The following is a 21,698-nucleotide window of genomic DNA, read 5'->3' on the forward strand; positions in this document are numbered from 1 at the left end:
TTTTCAATACTATCACAACTATATTTTAGAGTCAAACTTTTTCGCCTTTAAGATGAAGTAGCCTTTTGCCTTCTTTTCTACTGTGACCTGATCGAACAAATCTTCTAAACGTTGTTGAGCAGATGGGGCACCCTGTTTCTTCTGAATGACAACCCATAACTCGCCGCCTGGCAATAATGCCTGGTGACTTTGTTCAAACATGGAGTGTACAACTTTCTTTCCTGCTCTAATTGGTGGATTTGTTACGATTGCCGCAAAGCTCTGATGTTGTATAGCAGAAAATTGATCACTTTGTCGTATATCTGCATTGGTTACGTTATTCTTCGTTGCGTTATCTTGAGCTAATTGAACTGCTCGCTCGTTTACATCTACCATAACAACTTTACGATCTGGGAAATCCAGAGCGAGTGAAAGACCGATGGGGCCGTATCCACAGCCCAGATCAAGAAATTCTCCGTTGATCTCTGGCTCAGTAAATGTTTCTATTAAGGTTCTAGACCCAAAATCTACTTCGTCTTTAGAAAATACTCCTTGATCTGTGCTAAAGTTAAGCGTTCTTCCTCGTAAGTTGAACGTCCATGACTTTGGAGCACTCTTAGATTCAGGATTTCTTGAATAATAGTGTTCTGACATTCATAACACCTACCCATCTTGCAGTTTGTTTTACACTTAACCATATAGGCATATGCCCATGAGTTAATGTATAACAAAAGCAAAGCTCGCCGTTATACAGCGAGCTTTTTGTGCTTTCTCTTACTTAAGTTCGATCTTAGCGCCTGTTTCTTCAAGTTTAGCTTTCATTTCTTCAGCTTCTTCTTTAGAAACGCCTTCTTTAACTGGTTTCGGAGCGTTATCTACTAAGTCTTTAGCATCTTTAAGTCCAAGGCCAGTGATTTCGCGAACTGCTTTAACAACTTTGATCTTAGAAGCTCCAGCGTCTTCTAGAACAACGTCAAATTCAGTTTGCTCTTCAGCAGCTTCAGCAGCGCCGCCGCCACCTACAGCTACAGGTGCCGCAGCAGTTACTCCAAATTCTTCTTCAATTGCTTTTACTAAATCATTAAGTTCAAGAACGTTCATTTCTTTGATCGCGTCGATAATTTGTTCTTTAGTCATGATATATCCTCCTTGTAATAAATATAATTATTAGACGTGCCTATTAGGCAATTAAGCGCCTTGTTCTTCTTTTTGGTCTGCAACTGCTTTCGTTGCAAGCGCGAAGTTGCGCATTGGAGCTTGTAGTACAGAAAGAAGCATAGATACAAGTCCGTTTGCGTCTGGAAGCTCTGCAAGTTCTTTGATTTGTTCAACACTTGCTACGCTACCTTCGATTACGCCACCTTTGATTTCAAGAGCGTCGTTTTCTTTAGCAAAACTGTTGATGATCTTAGCCGGAGATACAGCATCGTCCTCACTGAAAGCAAGTGCTGTTGGGCCAACTAATACCTCATCAAGGTCAGTCAGTTCTGCTTCTGCTGTCGCACGGCGAGTCATTGTGTTTTTGTACACTTTGAAGTCAACGCCAGCTTCACGTAGTTGTTGACGAAGATTCGTTACCGTATCAACGTCTAAACCGCGGTAGTCTACAAGTACTGTAGATTTACTGTTCTGAAGTTTATCAGCGATTTCAGAAACAAGCTGTTTCTTGTGTTCAATAATTCTGCTCATCGTTCCACCTCCTATTGACTTTTCATCATACCGTTAGGGTGCCAAGGTTCATAAAAGGCTCGCGATATAATTCATAAAAAATGTGCCTTCAAGGTAGACAAGAAGGCACATGAGTTGATGATAGCTATCAGCGAACAACTATCACGTATATCAACACACCTCGGTAGGAAATTAAGCGACAAGCGCACCTACTGTCTACGGTATAACGTATTCATATTTGCAACATTGAATATTATAGCTAAGCGCTATTGAAAAGTCAATGCCAAATTAGCTTTTGAAAGAAGAAACATCTACGCGAACACCAGGGCCCATAGTAGAAGCTACTGATGCGTTCCGCATGTAAGTTCCTTTAGCAGCCTGAGGCTTCGCCTTCATTAGCGTCTCAGTGATCGCTGTGAAGTTCTCAACTAACTTGTCATTTTCAAAGGAAACTTTACCAATTGGTACATGGATGTTTCCTGCTTTATCAACGCGGTATTCAACTTTACCTGCTTTGATTTCGTTAACAGCTTTTTCAACATCGAATGTTACAGTTCCTGTTTTAGGGTTAGGCATTAGACCTTTTGGTCCAAGTACGCGACCTAGTTTACCAACTTCAGCCATCATGTCTGGAGTTGCTACAACTACATCAAATTCAAACCAACCTTGGTTGATTTGGTTGATTAGGTCTTGTTCACCTACGAAGTCTGCACCCGCTGCTTCTGCTTCTTTCGCTTTATCACCTTTAGCGAAAACTAGAACGCGCTGGGATTTACCAGTACCGTGTGGTAGAACCATAGCACCGCGGATTTGTTGATCCGCTTTCTTAGGGTCTACTCCTAGACGGAACGCAGCTTCTACTGTTTCGTCGAAGTTTGCTTTTGCTGTTTCTTTTACAAGCTTAACCGCCTCTTGAGAGTCGTAAGCTTTTGATTTATCTACTAATTTTAAAGCTTCTTGGTAACGTTTGCTTTTTTTAGCCATTTCATTTTCCTCCTCATTGTGGTTTTAACGGTTTTACCTCCCACGAATAAAGGTTGCGAAATGTGGAAAATCCCCCACCTCGCAACCTTACTCAATCCAGAGCCGCTGTGGGATTAGTCCTCGATAACAAGTCCCATACTACGCGCTGTACCTTCAACCATGCGCATAGCTGCATCCACGTCAGCAGCATTTAGGTCAGGCATTTTTGTTTCAGCAATTTCGCGTACTTTGTCGCGCTTAATTGTTGCAACTTTATTGCGGTTTGGTTCGCCTGATCCGGATTTAATGCCAGCCGCATCTTTAAGAAGAACGGCAGCAGGCGGAGTTTTAGTGACGAATGTAAATGAACGGTCTTCAAACACCGTAATTTCAACCGGAATGATCATACCAGCTTGATCTGCTGTACGTGCGTTAAATTCCTTACAGAAACCCATGATATTAACACCTGCTTGACCTAGTGCTGGTCCAACTGGCGGAGCCGGATTGGCTTTACCTGCAGGAATCTGTAGTTTTACAACTTTAATAACTTTTTTAGCCACGAGACACACCTCCTTAAGTCCGTGATGTGGTTACAGGGGGTATCCCCCTCCCACTCAATCATATACACATAAAACCTCTTTCTCGAGGCATAAAGAACATAAAAATTCTAGCATTTTTCCAGAAAGAATGCAAGGGGGTCCCCATTATAATTTTTCAATTTGAGAGAACTCTAGCTCAACCGGGGTTTCGCGCCCGAACATATTAACATGGACTTTTACTTTTTGCTTGTCCAAGTCAATGGATTCAATAGAACCAGTGAAGTTCGCGAAAGGTCCTTCTGTTACTCGAACACTTTCTTTCACTTCAAAGCCAATGTCCTGGAGCGGTTCATCCATACCCATTCGCTTAAGAACTGTTTCCATTTCTTCTTCCAAGAGAGGGGTAGGCTTCGAACCTGAACCAGTAGATCCAACGAAACCTGTTACTCCTGGTGTGTTGCGTACAACATACCACGAATCATCCGTCATAACCATTTCCGCTAACACATAGCCAGGGAAAGTTTTCTTTTTAACGGTCTTACGTTTACCGTTTTTAATTTCCGTCTCTTCATCTTCAGGGACAATTACACGGAAGATCTTATCTTCCATTCCCATAGAATCCACACGTTTCTCTAAATTTGTTTTCACTTTATTCTCGTAACCAGAATAAGTGTGTACAACATACCATCTTTTTTCCATAGTTTCAGGACAAACGGTTTGCCCTTCCCTCCCTCATCATTAAGTTTCGTTTTTTGGTCAACATGAAAAAACCCGTTAAACGGGTTTTTTGAGCAAGAAACGTATTAATAACATTATAACATAAACATAAGTGCTTTATTCGGTAATCAATTCAAGAATCCACGAAATCCCTAAGTCTACTACTGCAAAGAAGACAGCAACAAAAGCCACGGTAGAAATAACCGTTACAGTGTATTTAGAAAGTTCTTTCCCTTTAGGCCAACTGACTTTTTGCATTTCTCGAGAAACGTTTTTGAAAAACTTGAACATGCTAGTACCCCCAAACTTTCACCCGTAAGGCTTCCTCGTTATTTTGTCTCCCGGTGCAGGGTGTGTTTGCCGCAATTCTTACAATACTTTCGTGCTTCAAGTCGTTCTGAATTGATGCTCGAGTTCTTATTGGTTGAGTAGTTACGACTTGCACATTCAACACACGCTAAGACTACCTTTTTTCGCATTTTTCTCCGCCCCATTCCAGGGTTTTAGTCACTTCCATTAATGTACCATGGGATTATAAGGCTGTCAACGTAGCGCTAGAGCGTAATTTCACTGATTTCCAAGTACCGCTCAAGCTTTCGCTTCACCCGTTGTAATGCGTTATCGATAGACTTCACATGGCGGTTTAAATCTACCGAGATCTCCTGATAGGATCTCCCGTCCAAGTATAAACTCAGAACCTTTCTTTCTAAATCACTTAACAATTCTGACATTTTATACTCCATATCCCCAAATCGCTCTTGATTAATGATCAGTTCCTCGGGATCTAAAGCTTTCGCACCGGCAATTACGTCCAATAATGTTCGATCGGACTCTTCATCATAGATAGGCTTATCTAAAGAAACATAAGAATTAAGCGGAATATGCTTCTGTCTAGTGGCAGTTTTGATAGCAGTAATAATTTGGCGAGTTACACAAAGTTCTGCGAAGGCTTTAAACGAAGAAAGCTTGTCCTCCTGGTAATCACGAATTGCTTTATACAACCCGATCATCCCTTCTTGCACAATATCTTCTCGATCTGCGCCAATTAAAAAATAGGTGCGGGCTTTAGCACGTACAAAATTTTTATACTTGTTAATCAAATGTTCTAAAGCTCGACTATCTCCTTCATGCACAAAAACAACGACATCCTCGTCTGACAATTGTTCAAAATCCAAATTCTTGATGTCCTTCTCCACTTGTCCGATGATCACGTAAGGATTCCCCCCGACCGTACTTCACTCGATATATAGAAATATTATACAGTAAGCGTTTCAAAAGCGTCAACATAAGCTGGCATTACTTTTCACCTCGGCGCCACTTTTCAAACACATCTAATACTTCCTTTTTTATCGGTATTTTAGACTTGTTTTGAACCTGATTGTAAGACTTCACTTCGTTTTGGATTTCTTTTTCTATATTTTTCATTTCGATGTGGAGCTCTCTGGCTGAGAGCCTTAAAGCCCCTTGCGCAAAGATCGTACGCTGCTCTGTGTAATCCGATGTTGCTACATATACTTGGGTCCGAATATTTTTAACTTCCTGAACGAGCTTTTCTATCCGTTCGTCTGCTGTTTCATTTTCTCTGGTGAACACAATTTCTACATCGTAATTTTTTCGTTTTTTCTCGATTCCCTGTACATAATAGGCATCAAATACAACGATAACCCGGTTCTTAGAAAAAGCTCGGTATTCCGCCATTCTTTCAATTAATAGATCACGGGCTTGGCCGAGATCATAATCTTTCAGAGATTGAAGCTCTGGCCAAGCCCCGATAATGTTATATCCATCTACAATGAGAACTTCCATTATTACTCACCCAATGGGTGGCGTTTTCTGTGGATTTCATACATGAGTAAACTAGCGGAAACGGAAGCATTAAGGGATGTAACGTGACCTACCATTGGCAGACGAACGGACCAATCGCACTTTTCTTTTACTAAACGGCTAATGCCTTTTCCTTCACTTCCAATGACAAGCGCGACAGGCATGTCCCCTTTTAGTTCACGGTAGTCTTCTTCTCCTTTAGCGTCTGTACCTACCACCCACACGTGTTCTTTCTTTAAATCTTCTATGGTACGAGCTAAATTGGTTACACGAACGACAGGGATATATTCAATGGCTCCAGTAGACGTTTTCGCTACAGTCGCGGTTAACCCTACCGATCTTCTTTTAGGAATGATCACTCCGTGTACGCCTGAAGCATCGGCTGTGCGAAGGATGGAACCAAGGTTATGGGGGTCTTCTATTTCATCTAGAATTAAGAAAAAGGGAGCTTCTCCTTTTCTTCTGGCGTGTTCAAATAAGTCATCTAGCTCGCTGTAGTCATATGCAGCAACGGAAGCAATAACCCCCTGATGGCTGCCATCTACGAGTTGATCAAGCTTCTTCTTTGGAACTTTTTGAACTTGAACACCGTTCTCCTTAGCAATCTTTTGGAGGTTCTGAGTTGCTTTATGTTGGAGTTGATCGGAAACCATGACTTTATTAATGGACCTGCCCGATTTAAGAGCCTCAGACACGGCATTCTTCCCAATAATCCACTCTTCTTTCATGTTGTCGCGCTCCTTTCTTCTACATGTTGTATAGCTAGTGTTACTAATTCGACCAAGCGGTCATTCTGATTTAAGAAATACAAATATCCTAACAGAGCTTCAAAAGCTGTGCTGTATCGATAGGTTTGTACATCTGTATTCTTTGGCGTGGAGCCACCCTTGGCGTTTCGCCCTCTTCTCACAACAGCTTCTTCCGCTTCTGTCAATAAGTCACCATCGAGCCAGGTACGAATAACAGCGGATTGGGATTTAGCAGAAACGAAGCGCACCGCAGCTTGGTGCAGCTGCTGCGGTTTAACGCTTCCGCTCCTGATCAGATGTTCCCTGACAAATTGTTCGTACACGACATCTCCCATATAGGCGAGGGTTAAGCTTTTCAATTGTCTTACATCGACTTCTTGCTGGTTCATATTAACCTCTCTTCCATCTGGTTCCTTGAGGCGTATCTTCTAAAAAGATCCCTTGTTCTTTCAGATTGTCTCGAATTTCATCCGCTCGTTGGAAATCACGATTCTTCCGGGCATCAATTCGTTCTTGAATTAAAGCATCGATTTCTTCATCAAGAAGTTCATCTTCTGTAGCAACACGGATTCCTAATACGCCCGCTAATTCAGTGAGTGTATGCTGAAAGGCTGAAATCACTTTTTCAGAAGTATGGGATGATTGCAGGTAAACGTTCGCATCCTTTGTTACGTCAAACAGAACAGAAATGGCGTTTGCCGTATTGAAATCATCATCCATTTCCTTGATAAATGTTTCTTTATACCCTTCTGTCTTCTCAAGCCACTCCGTATCGTTATCTGTTTGATCCGTGCTGGATTGTTTACGGTGTTCAAGGTTTTCATAAGCATTTTTAATCCGGTCCAGGCTATTCTTTGCCCCTTCAAGAAGGGCCTCACTAAAGTTAATCGGATGACGGTAATGAACGCTTAGCATAAAGAAGCGGATCACTTGCGGGTCATGGTGTTTGATAATGTCATGAACGAGAACGAAATTCCCGAGTGATTTGGACATCTTTTCGTTTTCAATCTTAATGTAGCCATTATGCATCCAGTAGTTTGCAAACTGCTTTTCGTTTAAAGCTTCAGATTGAGCAATTTCATTTTCATGGTGAGGGAAGGTTAAGTCCTGTCCCCCTGCATGGATATCAATCGTATCGCCAAGGTATTTCTTCGCCATAGCCGAGCATTCAATATGCCAGCCAGGTCGCCCTTCACCCCAAGGACTGTCCCAAGCAATTTCGCCATCTTTCGTTGTCTTCCAAAGTGTGAAATCGAGCGGGTCTTCCTTCTTCTCTCCCACTTCAATACGGGCTCCAGTTCGAAGCTCATCTATTGATTGCTGTGAAAGTTTTCCGTAAGAATCAAAGGAACGAGTTCGGAAATAAACATCTCCACCTGATTCATAAGCATGACCTTTCTCAACCAGCGTGTTGATAAACTCAATAATTTCAGACATATTCTCTGTTACACGCGGATGATGAACCGCTTCTTCCACACCAAAGGCCCCAACATCTTCCTTATACGCTTCGATAAATCGCTCTGCAATCTCAGGAACTTCAGAGCCTAATTCATTGGCTGCTTTAATTAACTTGTCATCTACATCCGTGAAATTCAATACGTATTGAACGTCATAATTTTGGTACTGAAAATACTTACGGACCGTATCAAACACAATTGCAGGGCGCGCATTTCCAATATGAATGTAATTGTAAACCGTTGGGCCACATACATACATGCTGACCTTTCCTTCTTCAATCGGTTTGAACGCTTCTTTCTGACGTGTAAGGGTATTATAGATCTGAATCCCCATCATGTTTCACTCCTTGTTTCATATCTTCTATTTGTTTTTGTAATCGGGTAATTTCTTCATCCATCTTTTCAAATCGGTCAGCCACGGGGTCAGGCATCTTATGGTGATCTAAATCTTTTCGCACTTTCTTCCCGTCACGAATTACAATCGTCCCTGGTATACCAACCACAGTAGAATTATCAGGTACATCGTTTAATACCACCGAACCTGCTCCCACTTTTGAGTTTTCCCCGATGGTGATGGAACCAAGAACTTTAGCTCCTGTAGCGACAAGGGCGTGATCTTTAAGAGTTGGGTGTCGCTTGCCTTTTTCTTTTCCGGTACCACCTAATGTAACCCCTTGGAATAGGGTCACATTATCTCCGATTTCACACGTTTCTCCAATGACTACGCCCATGCCGTGATCAATGAAAAAGCGACGGCCAATTTGGGCACCTGGGTGAATCTCAATCCCTGTGAAAAAACGACTCAATTGTGAAATCACTCGTGCTAAGAAGAAAAATTTCTTTATATAACAGGCATGAGCAAGACGATGTCCCCATATTGCATGCAGTCCTGAGTAAGTTAGAATGACTTCGAAACGACTTCTGGCTGCCGGATCCTGATCAAATACAACATCAACATCTTCCTTGAGCATCTGGAATAGCCCCATTCATATCCCTCCAATACTTCATCATGAGCATAAGGTGAACAAACGGCAAACCTTTATGCGAGACAGAAAAAAAGCGCCTCTGTGCTTTAAAACACAGAGACGCTTTTTGCGCGGTTCCACTCTGTTTGAGATAATACAACATTATCTCCAACTCGCCTCTCATAACGGGAGAGTACCGCTCATATTTACTACAATTCAACATGAGACTCAGAGGTGCATTTCAAAAGAGCTCCTTCAACCACTTTCAGCCGGGGTGATTGTCTCTGCTAAAAGAAGCGACCCTTTTACTTCTCCTCTTCAACGTTCTAGGTTATTAATGCTACTATATTACATTTCACGAAAAATGTGAATTTCTATGCCTGAAGCTGCTCAACGGCATTTTTTAGTCGTTTCTGAACCGTGTCTTTCCCTAACAAATGAATCGCATTTGGTAACTCTGGACCATGAGTCTGGCCAGTAGTCGCTACACGAATAGGCATGAATAGTTTTTTTCCTTTGTGCCCTGTTTCTTTTTGGACAGCTTTTACGGCTTTTTTAATCGCATCAGGTTCAAAGGCCTCTAAGTCATCTAGCTTTTGACTATACGTTTCTAGCACCTCTGGTACTTGCTCCTCTTTAAGAACAGCCATTGCTTCTTCATCATAATCAATTTCTTCTTTAAAGAATAATTCAGTAAGTTCAACAATCTCAGCTGAATAATTGAGTTGCTCTTGATAAAGAGCGATCAATTCACGAGCCCAAGTACGCTGTTCATCGTTCATATCTTCTGGCAGGCGACCTGCTTCAACTAGGTGAGGAAGAGCTAACTCCACAACACGATCTAGATCAGCCGCTTTAATGTATTGATTGTTGATCCATTTTAACTTTTGAGGATCAAACACTGCCGGCGAAGAGGATAAGCGATTTGAATCAAAGATTTCAATTAATTGGTCTGATGTGAAGATCTCTTCTTCCCCAACAGGAGACCAGCCAAGAAGGGTAATAAAGTTAAATAACGACTCAGGCAGATAACCAAGTTGTTCATACTGACCAATAAACTGAAGGATATGCTCGTCGCGTTTACTTAGCTTCTTGCGTTGCTCATTTAGAATTAATGCCATGTGGCCAAAGCGCGGTGCTTCCCAACCAAGTGCATCGTACACCATCATTTGTTTTGGCGTATTGGAAATGTGCTCCTCACCGCGTAAAACGTCTGTGATCTTCATAAGATAATCATCCACAGCCACAGCAAAATTATACGTTGGTGTTCCATTTTTCTTAGCAATAACCCAATCACCGAAATCACTAGAATCAAATGTGATTTCACCGCGAACAAGGTCATTCCACTTGTAGGTTACACCTTCAGGTACGCGAATACGAATACTAGGTTGACGACCTTCTGCTTCGAACTGTTTTATTTGATCTTCTGTCAGATCACGGTGAGCTCCCGAATACATCGGAACCTCTCCTCGTTCACGCTGCCCTTCACGCTCTGCTTCTAATTCTTCTTCTGTCATATAACATTTATACGCAAGATTACGGTCTAATAGTTCATCAATATATTTTTGATAAAGGTCAAGGCGTTCCATTTGGCGGTATGGTCCATACTCGCCGCCAACATCAACACTCTCGTCCCAGTCGATCCCAAGCCATTTTAAGTATTGCATCTGGCTTTGTTCCCCACCAGCTACGTTACGCTTCTCATCCGTATCTTCAATACGAATAATAAATTTACCACCTAGATGGCGTGCATATAAATAATTAAAAAGTGCTGTACGCGCATTTCCGATATGTAGATGACCGGTTGGGCTTGGCGCATAACGCACACGAATTTCATTTGTCATGATTAGTTTCCCTTCTTTCTACCGAATGATAGTCTACCTTCATTTTATCATCTCAAGCACGTGCTTGATAACGAAATTTGTTAATTACCATGCTCATTATAGCGATTGTGAGCGTGTAAGTAAAACCGTGGCTTGTGAAGCAATTCCTTCTTTACGTCCAGGAAACCCTAATTTTTCCGTCGTTGTAGCTTTAACGTTAACTTGTGAAGATTCCGCTCCTAGTATGCGCGCAATATTTGCCTGCATAGAAGCCGTATAAGGAGACATCTTCGGAGCTTGAGCTATAATGGTACAATCAATATTCCCAAGCTCATATCCTCTCTCCTGAACGATCTGCCATACATGCTCAAGCAACTTCATTGAATCTGCATCCTTGAATTCCGGATCTGTATCGGGAAAATGCTTTCCAATATCCCCTTCACCGATCGCCCCCAGGCATGCATCCGCTACAGTATGTAACAATACATCAGCATCTGAATGACCGAGCAATCCTTTTTCGTATGGAATTTCTACACCACCAATGATACAAGGTCTTCCATCTACTAATTGATGAACATCGAATCCTTGTCCGACACGAAACATATCCATTTCCTCCTTCGTTCTTGTGCTAGCAGAGCGTTTATGAATGATCGTTTCAGCTTTTTCAATATCTTCAGGTGTTGTAAGCTTAATATTATCATAACTCCCTTGAACCACTTCAATATGTCCTCCGATTCGTTCTACTAGAGACGTATCGTCTGTCCCAAGGTACTGATCATTTTTAGCCTTTTGATGCGCTTCAATAATCAATGAATATTGAAAGGCTTGAGGAGTTTGAGCAGCCCAGAGTTCATCTCTCTTTAACGTTGTAAGTACTCCGCCTTGATACTGCTTAATGGTGTCCGTTACTGGCACAGCCAAAAGGGCTGCTCCATGGTGATCTGCTTCCTTGACCAACTTCTGAATGGACTCATACGTCACAAAAGGTCTTGCCCCGTCATGAATAAGAACAATGGAATCTTGACGAGAGACTGCTTCTAGCCCAGCCAAGACGCTGTCCTGTCGCTCTTTCCCACCGTCCACAAGTGTAACCAGGTCCTCGTATCCGTACTCTCGTAATAACTCTTCTATCTCTGACCGTTCATTTGGATTAATCACTAAGATCCGCTTATCACATAAATCATCGTGATTAAAAGCTTCAACAGTATGAATGAGAAGCGGCTTTCCATCAATGGATAAGAACTGCTTATTGCGGCCTGCCTTCATTCGTTTGCCTTGTCCGGCAGCTAGTATGATAACTTGATACGAACTCATAAACCCCATCCTATACGTATGATAAAAATTTATACAAAACAAAAGCGATAACATGGCTGTTATCACTTTTGCTTAACTCTATTTTGTTTATACCCTTTTTATAGGGCTTTTTCAAGTAGTTTAGGCTTTGCAAAGATCATACGACCAGCAGAGGTTTGTAACACACTTGTTACGAGCACCTCAATCGTACGCCCAATATAATCCTTACCTTCTTCAACGACAATCATCGTGCCGTCATCAAGATAAGCAACTCCTTGGTTTTGCTCTTTCCCGTCTTTAATGACCTGAACCGTCAATTCTTCTCCTGGTAATACCACAGGTTTAACGGCATTTGCTAAATCATTAATATTGAGTACTTGAACATTTTGAAACTCACAAACTTTATTTAAGTTAAAGTCATTCGTTACCACTATGCCATTAATAAGCTTTGCTAGCTTCACAAGTTTACTATCAACTTCCTGAACGTCTTCAATATCACCCTCGTAGATCTCTACGTTTACTGGTAACTCTTTTTGCATCCGATTCAGAACATCTAAACCACGGCGTCCTCGGTTCCGCTTCAATACATCAGAAGAGTCAGCAATATGCTGAAGTTCTTCGAGCACAAATTGCGGAATTAAGATGGTTCCTTCTAGAAAATGAGTCTGACAAATATCTGCGATTCGTCCATCAATAATAACACTTGTATCTAATATCTTAGTTTTTGGTGCGAAATCTCCCTCGTCATCGTCATCTTCGGAAGTCTTCTTGCGATCTTTCTCTTTTTCCTTTTTGTTGGCTAATGAAAGTAGATTGATGAATTCATCACGTCGCTTGAAACCTACCTGAAATCCTAAATATCCTAATATCACAGTTAGGAAAATCGGCAATACCTGTGATACTACCATTATAGGATTTTCCTGAAGGGGGATATTTACTAAGAAGGCTACAATCAACCCTACAATTAACCCTAAACTTCCGAATAACAAATCTGCTACAGGCACTTTCACTAGTGTTTCTTCTACCCACATAAAGAAATCGACAATATAATCAACAAACCAAAATGTTAATAAAAATAATATTATGGCTCCTAGCACCATCCCGATGTACTCATTGGCCATCCAGGATTTTTCGCCGACATCAGACAGACTCACAACTAAGTCTGGTATAAACAAAAATCCTATGGTACCACCTGCGATAACAATAAATAATTGGACCACTTTCTTAAGCACCACGGTCACCTCCTAACATGCAGTATTACCATGTTTTCTATAAATTATAATGAAAGAATTAAATCCATTTATATAGTCGAAACGGTATCACACCTTACAAATATAGTCAATTAAATAAACGTTGTATGATAGCAAACATTTGAAAATGTGTCAATTGTGTGATCAAATGTGACGGTCAATAAATAATTGTTCTTGGATACGGTTTAAACCTTCTTTGATTTTCCCCGCTCTGACTTCCCCTATTCCATCTACTTTTACTAGCTCTTTCGGAGAAGCTTTCACCACATCATTTAACGTACCAAACTCATCCACCATGGATTCTACGATTAAGAACGGGAGTCGTGGGATCTTATCTAAGATCCTGTATCCTCTTGGAATGACAGGGTCATCCGGTTTGGTAGATGAAGGATACCCTAGAAGCTTTAAGATTTTAGCATCTTCCATAAGCTCTGTGTTGGCCACCTCTTGAAGCTTTTTTAAAATGTAATGAGGCTCATAGTCGCCATACTTACTATAATCTTTTAATAATAATCGAGCTTCATTTTCGATATTCGATACCAGTTCTGTTAACTGGAGCTGAATTAAACGTCCTTCTGTACCTAATTCATTTACATACCCCAAAATTTCATTCTTTATGCGGAGAACCATTTCTATTCGATGAATAACTTGTAGGACTTCAGAGAATGTAACCATCTCTTCAAACTCTAAAGCACCAAGGTTGGTTACCCCCTGATCCAATACATTCTTATACTTCTCTAACGTCTGCATCGCTTGATTAGCTTTTGTTAAGATAACCCCAATGTCTTTTAGAGAATATTTCAAATTACTTTTATATAGGGTAATCACATTACGCCTTTGGGAAATCGCAATAACTAATTCACCTGTCTGTTTAGCAACCCGCTCTGCCGTTCGATGTCGCATTCCAGTTTCTGTTGAAGAAATCGAAGGATCAGGTATTAATTGTGCATTAGCAAATAGAATCTCGGAGGCTTTTTCATTTAAAATGAGCGCCCCGTCCATCTTCGCCAATTCATACAGGTGTGCAGGTGTAAAGGATGATTGAATGTGAAAACCACCATCTACAAGTTGCTGCACTTTATCATTATATCCAAGTACAATCAGTCCACCAGTGTTAGCGCGCAGGACATTATCAATGCCTTCTCGTAATGGTGTACCAGGTGCTACAAATTTTAGAATGTCTCCTATCATGGACTCTTTTCCTTCTACCCATTCCATCTAAGCGCCTCCCAACGTAGCTTTTAAAGCTTCTTGAACTGAATTAACTCCTATTATCTCGATGTCATCAGGGAGAGTCCAACCGCTCAGATTCTTCTTCGGGACAATCGCGCGTTTAAATCCTAACTTCGCTGCTTCCTGCACACGTTGCTCAATTCGTGCAACTCGGCGAATCTCTCCTGTCAGCCCCACTTCTCCAACTAGGACATCATCTGGCTTAGAGGGGCGATCCTGAAAGCTTGATGCGATGCTTACTGCCACGGCAAGGTCAATGGCTGGTTCATCTAATTTCACACCGCCTGCTACTTTTACATAAGCATCTTGGTTCTGTAAAAGTAACCCTACACGCTTTTCTAAAACAGCCATTAACAATGGAACACGGTTATGGTCTAATCCGGTCGCCATACGCCGTGGATTCCCGTAGCTTGTCGGCGATATAAGGGACTGGATTTCAACGAGCACAGGTCGAGTGCCTTCCATAGAGGCTACAACCACGGAACCTGCTGCCCCTTGTGACCGTTCTTCTAGGAATATTTCTGAAGGATTCGCTACTTCTTTCAGCCCTTCTTCCTTCATCTCAAAGATTCCCATCTCATGAGTGCTCCCGAAACGGTTTTTTACGCTGCGTAATATACGGAAGGTATGATGACGCTCTCCTTCAAAGTAAAGCACAGCATCCACCATGTGCTCGAGTAAGCGTGGCCCGGCAATTGACCCCTCTTTCGTAACGTGCCCAACTATAAAGATTGGAATACCATTATTTTTAGCTATCCGCATAAGTTCACTTGTACACTCACGAACTTGCGTTACACTACCAGGAGCAGAGTTAACGTCCTCTTTATAGATTGTTTGAATCGAGTCAATCACGACAAATGAAGGCTGAATTTGATCAATATGGTGAGCAACATCTACCATATTCGTTTCTGACAACACATACAGATCATCAGATAAAACACCAAGACGATCCGCTCTTAATTTCGTTTGTCTCGTCGATTCTTCACCTGATATATACAGAACACTCACATCTTGTTTATGAGCAAGTTGAGATGACACTTGTAACAACAATGTCGATTTACCAATACCGGGGTCACCCCCAATTAACACTAGGGAGCCAGGTACAATCCCGCCACCTAATACACGATTCACCTCAGGCATGTCTGTTTTAATACGAGGCTCTTCTTTGGTTTCGATTGCTGTAATTTTTTCTGGTTTCTTGCTAGTTTGTGCATCACTTGTTACAAATGTATGCCTTCCAGTTGATTTAGATGCTACCCGTTCTTCAACTAGTGTGTTCCACTGGTTACAACTTGGACATTTCCCCATCCATTTAGCAGTTTCATAACCGCACTCTTGACATACAAACTTTGACTTTTGCTTCGCCACAACGATCTCTCCTTACTTACTAAGAAGAGCCTTTTACTCTCCTTATTATCTCATACGTATTATGAATGAATCAGTTACAATGTTTTTACAATATCATTACGTATTTACCTAAAAACACATTAGAATTCGCCTTCAATACGTTACCTTATAAAAAAATCGGAAGGCTCTCACCTTCCGATTTTAAATGATTATCTATTTATGATCTATTGTTTCGGATCATGAATGAGTGGTAACCGCAAATTCTCCATTGTCATCCACGTCGATCACAACATTTTGACCGGTTGAGATGTTCTCTTTTAGCAGCTCTTCAGACAGTAGATCTTCAACATTTTTTTGCAGAGAACGACGTAATGGTCGAGCTCCGTACTCAGGGTCAAACCCTTCGTCTGCAATTTTGTTGAGTGCTTTGTCAGTCAGAGTAAAGTCAACATCCAATTCTGTGAGACGTTTTTGAAGTTGGTCTACCATTAACGTAACAATCTCTTTCATATGCTCCTTCTCTAGAGAGTGGAAGACAATGATTTCATCGATACGGTTTAAGAACTCAGGACGGAATGCACGTTTCATTTCATCCATAACTTTAGATTTCATGTCCTTATAGTCCTGATTAGCATCTCCCATGGTGAATCCAGCATATTTGTTCGTTTTCAGTTCAGTAGCCCCGACGTTTGAAGTCATAATAATGACCGTATTGCGGAAGTCTACAGTACGACCTTTAGAATCCGTTAATCGTCCGTCTTCAAGAACTTGTAGTAACGTATTGAAGACATCAGGGTGAGCCTTTTCAATCTCATCTAACAAGATAACAGAATAAGGCTTTTGTCGTACTTTCTCTGTCAGTTGTCCACCCTCATCATATCCAACATAACCTGGAGGTGAACCAACAAGGCGTGACGTGGAGTGTTTCTCCATGTACTCAGACATATCAATTCGAATCATTGCATCCTCTTCACCAAACATAGACTCAGCAACCGCACGCGCTAATTCGGTTTTCCCGACACCTGTTGGCCCTAAGAAGATAAAGGAGCCAATTGGACGTTTTGGATCTTTTAATCCTGCACGTGCACGACGGATAGCTTTCGAGATTGATTTAACAGCTTCTTGCTGCCCAATCACTCGGTTATGCAGAACTTCTTCCATATTCAGAAGACGCTCACTCTCATCCTTCGCTAATTTAGAAACCGGAACTCCCGTCCAGATGGACACCACTGAAGCGATATCTTCAACTGTAACTTCTGAGTTTTCCTGACCTTGCTTTTCTTTCCATTCATCTTTTGTCTTATCTAGTTCTTCACGAAGCTTTTGTTCGTTATCTCGTAAAGAAGCGGCTTTTTCAAATTCTTGACTTTGAACAGCGGCATCTTTCTCTTTACGAACTTCTTCTAATTTCTGCTCTAACTCTTTTAAGTTAGGAGGTGCTGTATAGGAACGTAAACGTACTTTAGAAGCAGCCTCATCAATCAAGTCAATCGCTTTATCTGGTAGGAAACGATCTTGAATGTAACGGTCAGAGAACTTAACAGCAGCTTTAATCGCTTCGTCAGTTATGGTCACACGGTGGTGTGCTTCATATCGGTCACGAAGACCTTCAAGAATTTGTTCCGATTCTTCAAGATTTGGTTCATCCACTTGAATAGGTTGGAAACGACGCTCTAATGCGGCATCTTTCTCAATATACTTACGGTATTCTTCTAATGTAGTAGCACCGATACATTGTAAATCTCCGCGTGCAAGAGATGGTTTTAGAATGTTGGAAGCATCAATAGCCCCTTCTGCACCACCAGCGCCAATTAAAGTGTGGAGTTCGTCGATAAATAGAATGATGTTTCCAGCCTGACGAATCTCTTCCATAACCTTTTTCAATCGATCTTCAAATTCCCCGCGATATTTAGTTCCTGCAACGACAGTACCCATATCAAGTGTCATAACACGCTTATCGCGTAAGATCTCAGGAACCTCGTTATTGATGATCTGTTGAGCTAGACCTTCTGCTATAGCCGTTTTACCTACCCCTGGTTCACCGATAAGAACAGGATTATTCTTTGTACGACGGCTTAATACTTGAATGACACGTTCAATTTCTTTGCTTCGACCAATGACTGGGTCAATGTTGCCCTCTTTGGCCACGCTTGTTAAATCACGAGCTAATGAATCTAGTGTAGGTGTGTTAGCACTCGCAGATTGGCGACCGCCTCCCTGGCCATTAGAAGTAGATTCATTACTTCCAAGTAACTGAAGAACTTGCTGTCTAGCTTTATTAAGACTTACTCCCAGGTTGTTCAATACACGAGCAGCCACACCTTCTCCTTCTCGGATCAACCCAAGCAGGATGTGTTCTGTACCCACATAGGAGTGACCTAACTTACGTGCCTCATCCATTGATAACTCAATTACTTTCTTCGCACGAGGTGTGTAATGGATCGTTTGGGAAACCTTATCTCCCGTTCCGATTAGCTGTTCCACCTCTTCTTGAATCTTATCTGCAGCCAGACCCAAAGCACCTAACGCCTTCGCTGCAATTCCTTCTCCTTCACGCACCAAACCGAGAAGAATATGTTCTGTTCCAATATTATTATGACCTAGTCGTACGGCTTCTTCCTGAGCTAATGCTAATACTTTCTGTGCTCTTTCAGTAAAACGCCCAAACATCATGGGGCACCCCTCCTAGTCTAATTATATTTCTAAGTTTAATCTTTCCCGAATTAACGTTGCTCTTCGAACATCACGTTCATCAGGAGATAATGTCTGCTGTGCATACTGTTGTAAAAATCCAGGCTGAGTTAAGATCATTAATTCATTCAAAATGGTTTTGGACAGGTTGTCAATATACCCCAGGTCTATTCCCAACCTTACATCAGAAAGGCACTTAGCTGCTTCTTTCGATTCAATAATGCGGCTATTTGCCAGAACACCATAAGAACGAAAAATCTTATCTTCTAATTGTATGCCGTTTTGTTGAATAATTTGTTCCCGAGCATTTCTTTCTTGCTCAATTAATTGTTCAACCACACTTTTTAAATCATCTACAATATCTCTTTCTGATTTTCCTAATGTAATCTGGTTGGAAATTTGAAAGATGTTACCTATTGCTTCGCTACCTTCTCCATAAATTCCTCTAACAACTAGACCTAATTGATTAATAGCTGGTATTAGCCGGTTCATTTGCTGGGTAACAGCTAGAGCAGGAAGGTGCATCATTACCGAAGCTCTCATTCCAGTACCAACATTCGTTGGGCAACTCGTTAAGTAACCCCGTTTCTCATCAAAGGCAAAATTAATCTTTTCCTCGAGCCAGTCATCAAAATTTGAAGCTTGCTCTAACGCCTTCTCTAACTGAAAACCAGGGAAATACAGCTGTATACGAATGTGGTCTTCCTCATTCACCATTACAGAGACTTGCTCATTTTGAGAGATTAAAGCAGCTCCCCTCTTTGAGTGATCAGCCAAATGAGGACTAATTAAATGCTTTTCCACCAGCACTCTTTTCTCAGTAGCATTGAGTTTACTCATATGGATAAATTCAAAATCTTTATAAGCTCCATAGGATTTATCCTCATATTCTTCTTTAAAAAATTCAATGACATGTTCAAGCTCTTCTGAGTCAGCGATAATTGGAAACGGAATATCATCAAAATTTCTAGCTAATCGTATTCGGCTGCTTAGAACAATATCACTATCTGGCCCTTCTTCCTTCAACCAAGGACTTATAGCCTCATTCATAAACTGTTCTAGGGACATTACTCTTCACCATCCCTTTGCTCTGAATCCAGCTGCTTCTCTAAAGTTCGAATTTGATCCCGTACTTTAGCCGCCTCTTCAAATTCTTCTTGTTGAATTAATTGCTGAAGTTCAGTACGTTTTTGATTAACTTCCCTCTGTACATGTAGTAAACCACCTCTACGTTTGGGAACTTTCCCGTCGTGAACGGTGTTACCGCTATGCACTCTCCTGAATATAGGGTTTAAACGTTCATCAAATGTTTTATAGCAATTTGAACAACCGAATTTACCTACACGCTTAAATTGATCATAAGTTAAACCACAATGGTCACATTTTAATGAGTTTATATCATGTTGTGATGAAGAATAGGATTTTGAATCAGCCATTTGAAACGAATCAAAGTTAAACAAACCAGACAATAAATTATGCAACGATAGAGATTCTTGCCCTTGTGACATATACCCCTTTTCATATGCACATTTCTCACACACATATACTTCTGTCTTATGGCCATTTACTACTTGAGTAAAATGTAAAGATGCAGGACGCTCATGGCATTCTTGACACTCCATTTTCCGTCCCCTCCCTTTTAATCTTTATACTTTAAGGTTGTTAACATTGAAGATAAAATTCTAGATCTAAGTTCATCTCGAAGAGTAAGCGGTACAGCTAGAACTTCTTTTGAGATCGCACTTACCATCAGTCTAGCCTCACGATCTGAAATTAATTCCTCTTCCAACAAACGTTCTATAACATCAATAGCACCTTGTTGAGTAACACGGGGTTGAATAAGTAAGATAAGTTCATTAAATAACTTCAATTTATCCTGGTGTTTGATGCGACTAATTCGAATGTAGCCGCCCCCTCCGCGTTTGCTTTCTACTATATAGCCTTTTTCCACAGTAAAACGCGTTTTAATCACATAATTAATCTGCGAGGGTACACACTGAAAGGATTCTGCTATTTCACTACGCTTGATCTCGATAACATTGTGGTTACTTTTTTCAATTATGTTCTTTAAATGTGCTTCAATGATATCGGATATATTTCGCATAGCCCCCCTCCTCAATAAGTTCGTTTTTGACTTTGACTATCTTTGACTATACCTTCATTATACAAATTTCAAAATGGTTTGCAACTAAAATGCACTATAAACATTCTTGCCACTTACGTGCACCTTAATAACACCTATTTCGCTCCATTTTCTTTTATTTACGCTGATTCACACATTTAACATGGGGGACAGAAGATAAGCGGTCAAAGAGCTCTAACTCTCCGTAGTCATCTTTTTGGGTCAGTTCTATAAATATATTCTTCTGACCGTTCATCTCATTTTCAATTTGTACATGATTAATCTCTAATTCAAAAGCCTCGAAGGGTTCTAATAACTTTGACATCTCTAAACCTTCAAAAACGACAATTTGTATATGATGTTTACTTTTACGTTTGAAAATACGCTCGGTATTATTAAGTACAATTAAACTGATTAAAACGACCACCGTGGTAAGGATAGCTGGCCCATACATGCCTGCTCCTATAACTAAACCAAGTCCTGCTACTACCCATATTGAAGCTGCAGTAGTTAAACCACGTATGGTTACACCATGAACCATAATCGTTCCGGCGCCTAGAAAGCCTATACCACTAATAACGTAAGAAGGAATCCTGGCTGGGTCGAAACGAATGCTATCATGTTTATTTAAGTAAGGGTCAAATCCATACAAGGAAAGAAGCATCATTACGCATGCCCCGACTCCGACAAGGATATGTGTACGAAAGCCTGCGGAGTGGTTTTTAATTTCCCTTTCAAATCCTATTAACCCACATAATACAACTGCGGTTACAAGACGAACTGTCATCAGTAGAAAATAGTCATTAAAGAAAGTTTCCATCGACATCATATCCCTCCAATGGTCTTACATCTATTCTACGTTGAGGTCGTTCAACAATATGAATGAAAAGCTCGCAAAATTATATTAGGGTAAGAGGAGGATCTTTACCTTTTACCCTTTTCTCCCTTAGTTTAATCAGATTTAGATTAGGAATTTAAGGGAAGGTCCATAAAGAAAATTATATTTGCATACAAAAAACCTCAAAGGATTATATCCTTTGAGGTTACGTTGCATGGCGGCGTCCTACTCTTGCGGGGG

The 21,698-nt window shown here is 41.0% G+C and carries 24 protein-coding genes and 2 other annotated features; all 24 genes read right to left on the minus strand.

Translation table 11 applies throughout. The annotated features are described in order from the left end of the window. Positions 1 to 18: 18 nt before the first annotated feature. The 24 genes from LQ226_RS20185 to LQ226_RS20300 all read right to left on the minus strand — a co-directional run bounded on the left by LQ226_RS20185 (position 19) and on the right by LQ226_RS20300 (position 21,446). Positions 19 to 633 carry a class I SAM-dependent methyltransferase gene (locus LQ226_RS20185; RefSeq protein ID WP_231419836.1) on the minus strand — a complete coding sequence of 205 codons (615 nt, stop codon included), beginning with the start codon at positions 631 to 633 and terminating at the stop codon, positions 19 to 21. Positions 634 to 753: 120 nt separating this feature from the next. Beyond that, positions 754 to 1,116, minus strand: a complete 363-nt coding sequence (rplL, locus tag LQ226_RS20190) for a 50S ribosomal protein L7/L12 (protein WP_231419837.1) — start codon at positions 1,114 to 1,116, stop codon at positions 754 to 756. A 51-nt stretch (positions 1,117 to 1,167) separates the two neighbouring features. After that, positions 1,168 to 1,668 (minus strand): 50S ribosomal protein L10, encoded by a 501-nt coding sequence (gene rplJ / locus LQ226_RS20195; protein WP_231419838.1) that lies wholly within the window; start codon positions 1,666 to 1,668, stop codon positions 1,168 to 1,170. 67 nt (positions 1,669 to 1,735) lie between these two features. Next, positions 1,736 to 1,887, minus strand: a sequence feature (ribosomal protein L10 leader region). Between the two features lie 48 nt (positions 1,888 to 1,935). Further along, entirely contained in the window at positions 1,936 to 2,631 is a 696-nt protein-coding gene (gene rplA, locus LQ226_RS20200; RefSeq protein WP_231419839.1) for a 50S ribosomal protein L1, read from the minus strand. A gap of 113 nt (positions 2,632 to 2,744) precedes the next feature. Beyond that, complete coding sequence (gene rplK / locus LQ226_RS20205; RefSeq protein WP_036787615.1) at positions 2,745 to 3,170, minus strand: 50S ribosomal protein L11; 426 nt, start codon at positions 3,168 to 3,170, stop codon at positions 2,745 to 2,747. Positions 3,171 to 3,314: 144 nt separating this feature from the next. Further along, positions 3,315 to 3,848, minus strand: coding sequence for a transcription termination/antitermination protein NusG (nusG, locus tag LQ226_RS20210; RefSeq protein WP_036787617.1), 534 nt, complete (start codon positions 3,846 to 3,848; stop codon positions 3,315 to 3,317). Positions 3,849 to 3,983: 135 nt separating this feature from the next. After that, positions 3,984 to 4,157 carry a preprotein translocase subunit SecE gene (gene secE, locus LQ226_RS20215; RefSeq protein WP_036787619.1) on the minus strand — a complete coding sequence of 58 codons (174 nt, stop codon included), beginning with the start codon at positions 4,155 to 4,157 and terminating at the stop codon, positions 3,984 to 3,986. Positions 4,158 to 4,195: 38 nt separating this feature from the next. Then, positions 4,196 to 4,360, minus strand: coding sequence for a 50S ribosomal protein L33 (rpmG, locus tag LQ226_RS20220; protein WP_255688880.1), 165 nt, complete (start codon positions 4,358 to 4,360; stop codon positions 4,196 to 4,198). A 60-nt stretch (positions 4,361 to 4,420) separates the two neighbouring features. After that, positions 4,421 to 5,077 (minus strand): RNA polymerase sporulation sigma factor SigH, encoded by a 657-nt coding sequence (gene sigH / locus LQ226_RS20225; RefSeq protein WP_231419841.1) that lies wholly within the window; start codon positions 5,075 to 5,077, stop codon positions 4,421 to 4,423. 85 nt (positions 5,078 to 5,162) lie between these two features. Further along, positions 5,163 to 5,672, minus strand: coding sequence for an NYN domain-containing protein (locus tag LQ226_RS20230; RefSeq protein WP_231419842.1), 510 nt, complete (start codon positions 5,670 to 5,672; stop codon positions 5,163 to 5,165). A 2-nt stretch (positions 5,673 to 5,674) separates the two neighbouring features. Beyond that, positions 5,675 to 6,418 carry a 23S rRNA (guanosine(2251)-2'-O)-methyltransferase RlmB gene (rlmB, locus tag LQ226_RS20235; RefSeq protein WP_231419843.1) on the minus strand — a complete coding sequence of 248 codons (744 nt, stop codon included), beginning with the start codon at positions 6,416 to 6,418 and terminating at the stop codon, positions 5,675 to 5,677. Then, entirely contained in the window at positions 6,415 to 6,828 is a 414-nt protein-coding gene (locus LQ226_RS20240; protein ID WP_231419844.1) for a Mini-ribonuclease 3, read from the minus strand. Before LQ226_RS20240 ends, rlmB begins: the two co-directional genes overlap by 4 nt. Before the next feature lies 1 nt (position 6,829). Further along, on the minus strand, positions 6,830 to 8,230 hold the full coding sequence (gene cysS / locus LQ226_RS20245; protein WP_231419855.1) for a cysteine--tRNA ligase: 1,401 nt from the start codon (positions 8,228 to 8,230) through the stop codon (positions 6,830 to 6,832). Further along, a complete protein-coding gene (gene cysE, locus LQ226_RS20250; protein WP_231419845.1) occupies positions 8,211 to 8,882 on the minus strand; it encodes a serine O-acetyltransferase in 672 nt (223 codons plus the stop codon). Before cysE ends, cysS begins: the two co-directional genes overlap by 20 nt. A gap of 92 nt (positions 8,883 to 8,974) precedes the next feature. Continuing rightward, positions 8,975 to 9,192 (minus strand) — a binding site (T-box leader). Positions 9,193 to 9,235: 43 nt separating this feature from the next. Further along, entirely contained in the window at positions 9,236 to 10,705 is a 1,470-nt protein-coding gene (gene gltX, locus LQ226_RS20255; RefSeq protein WP_231419846.1) for a glutamate--tRNA ligase, read from the minus strand. A 96-nt stretch (positions 10,706 to 10,801) separates the two neighbouring features. Beyond that, entirely contained in the window at positions 10,802 to 12,052 is a 1,251-nt protein-coding gene (locus LQ226_RS20260) for a bifunctional 2-C-methyl-D-erythritol 4-phosphate cytidylyltransferase/2-C-methyl-D-erythritol 2,4-cyclodiphosphate synthase (protein WP_370635554.1), read from the minus strand. A gap of 44 nt (positions 12,053 to 12,096) precedes the next feature. Then, positions 12,097 to 13,209, minus strand: a complete 1,113-nt coding sequence (locus LQ226_RS20265) for a PIN/TRAM domain-containing protein (protein ID WP_231419847.1) — start codon at positions 13,207 to 13,209, stop codon at positions 12,097 to 12,099. A 162-nt stretch (positions 13,210 to 13,371) separates the two neighbouring features. Further along, complete coding sequence (gene disA / locus LQ226_RS20270) at positions 13,372 to 14,445, minus strand: DNA integrity scanning diadenylate cyclase DisA (protein ID WP_231419848.1); 1,074 nt, start codon at positions 14,443 to 14,445, stop codon at positions 13,372 to 13,374. After that, on the minus strand, positions 14,446 to 15,828 hold the full coding sequence (gene radA / locus LQ226_RS20275; protein ID WP_231419849.1) for a DNA repair protein RadA: 1,383 nt from the start codon (positions 15,826 to 15,828) through the stop codon (positions 14,446 to 14,448). It abuts the gene before it with no gap. Positions 15,829 to 16,044: 216 nt separating this feature from the next. Continuing rightward, positions 16,045 to 18,480, minus strand: coding sequence for an ATP-dependent protease ATP-binding subunit ClpC (clpC, locus tag LQ226_RS20280; protein WP_231419850.1), 2,436 nt, complete (start codon positions 18,478 to 18,480; stop codon positions 16,045 to 16,047). Between the two features lie 21 nt (positions 18,481 to 18,501). Then, positions 18,502 to 19,566: a protein-arginine kinase McsB gene (gene mcsB / locus LQ226_RS20285; RefSeq protein ID WP_231419851.1), complete on the minus strand. Its 1,065-nt coding sequence runs from the start codon at positions 19,564 to 19,566 to the stop codon at positions 18,502 to 18,504. After that, positions 19,566 to 20,120 (minus strand): protein-arginine kinase activator protein McsA, encoded by a 555-nt coding sequence (gene mcsA / locus LQ226_RS20290; RefSeq protein ID WP_231419852.1) that lies wholly within the window; start codon positions 20,118 to 20,120, stop codon positions 19,566 to 19,568. The genes mcsB and mcsA overlap by 1 nt, the downstream gene beginning before the upstream one ends. A 17-nt stretch (positions 20,121 to 20,137) precedes the next feature. Then, complete coding sequence (locus LQ226_RS20295) at positions 20,138 to 20,602, minus strand: CtsR family transcriptional regulator (protein WP_231419853.1); 465 nt, start codon at positions 20,600 to 20,602, stop codon at positions 20,138 to 20,140. Positions 20,603 to 20,756: 154 nt separating this feature from the next. After that, on the minus strand, positions 20,757 to 21,446 hold the full coding sequence (locus LQ226_RS20300) for an MgtC/SapB family protein (RefSeq protein WP_370635555.1): 690 nt from the start codon (positions 21,444 to 21,446) through the stop codon (positions 20,757 to 20,759). Between the last annotated feature and the right edge of the window lie 252 nt (positions 21,447 to 21,698).

Source organism: Pontibacillus sp. HN14 (genome assembly GCF_021129245.1).
GTDB lineage: Bacteria > Bacillota > Bacilli > Bacillales > BH030062 > Pontibacillus.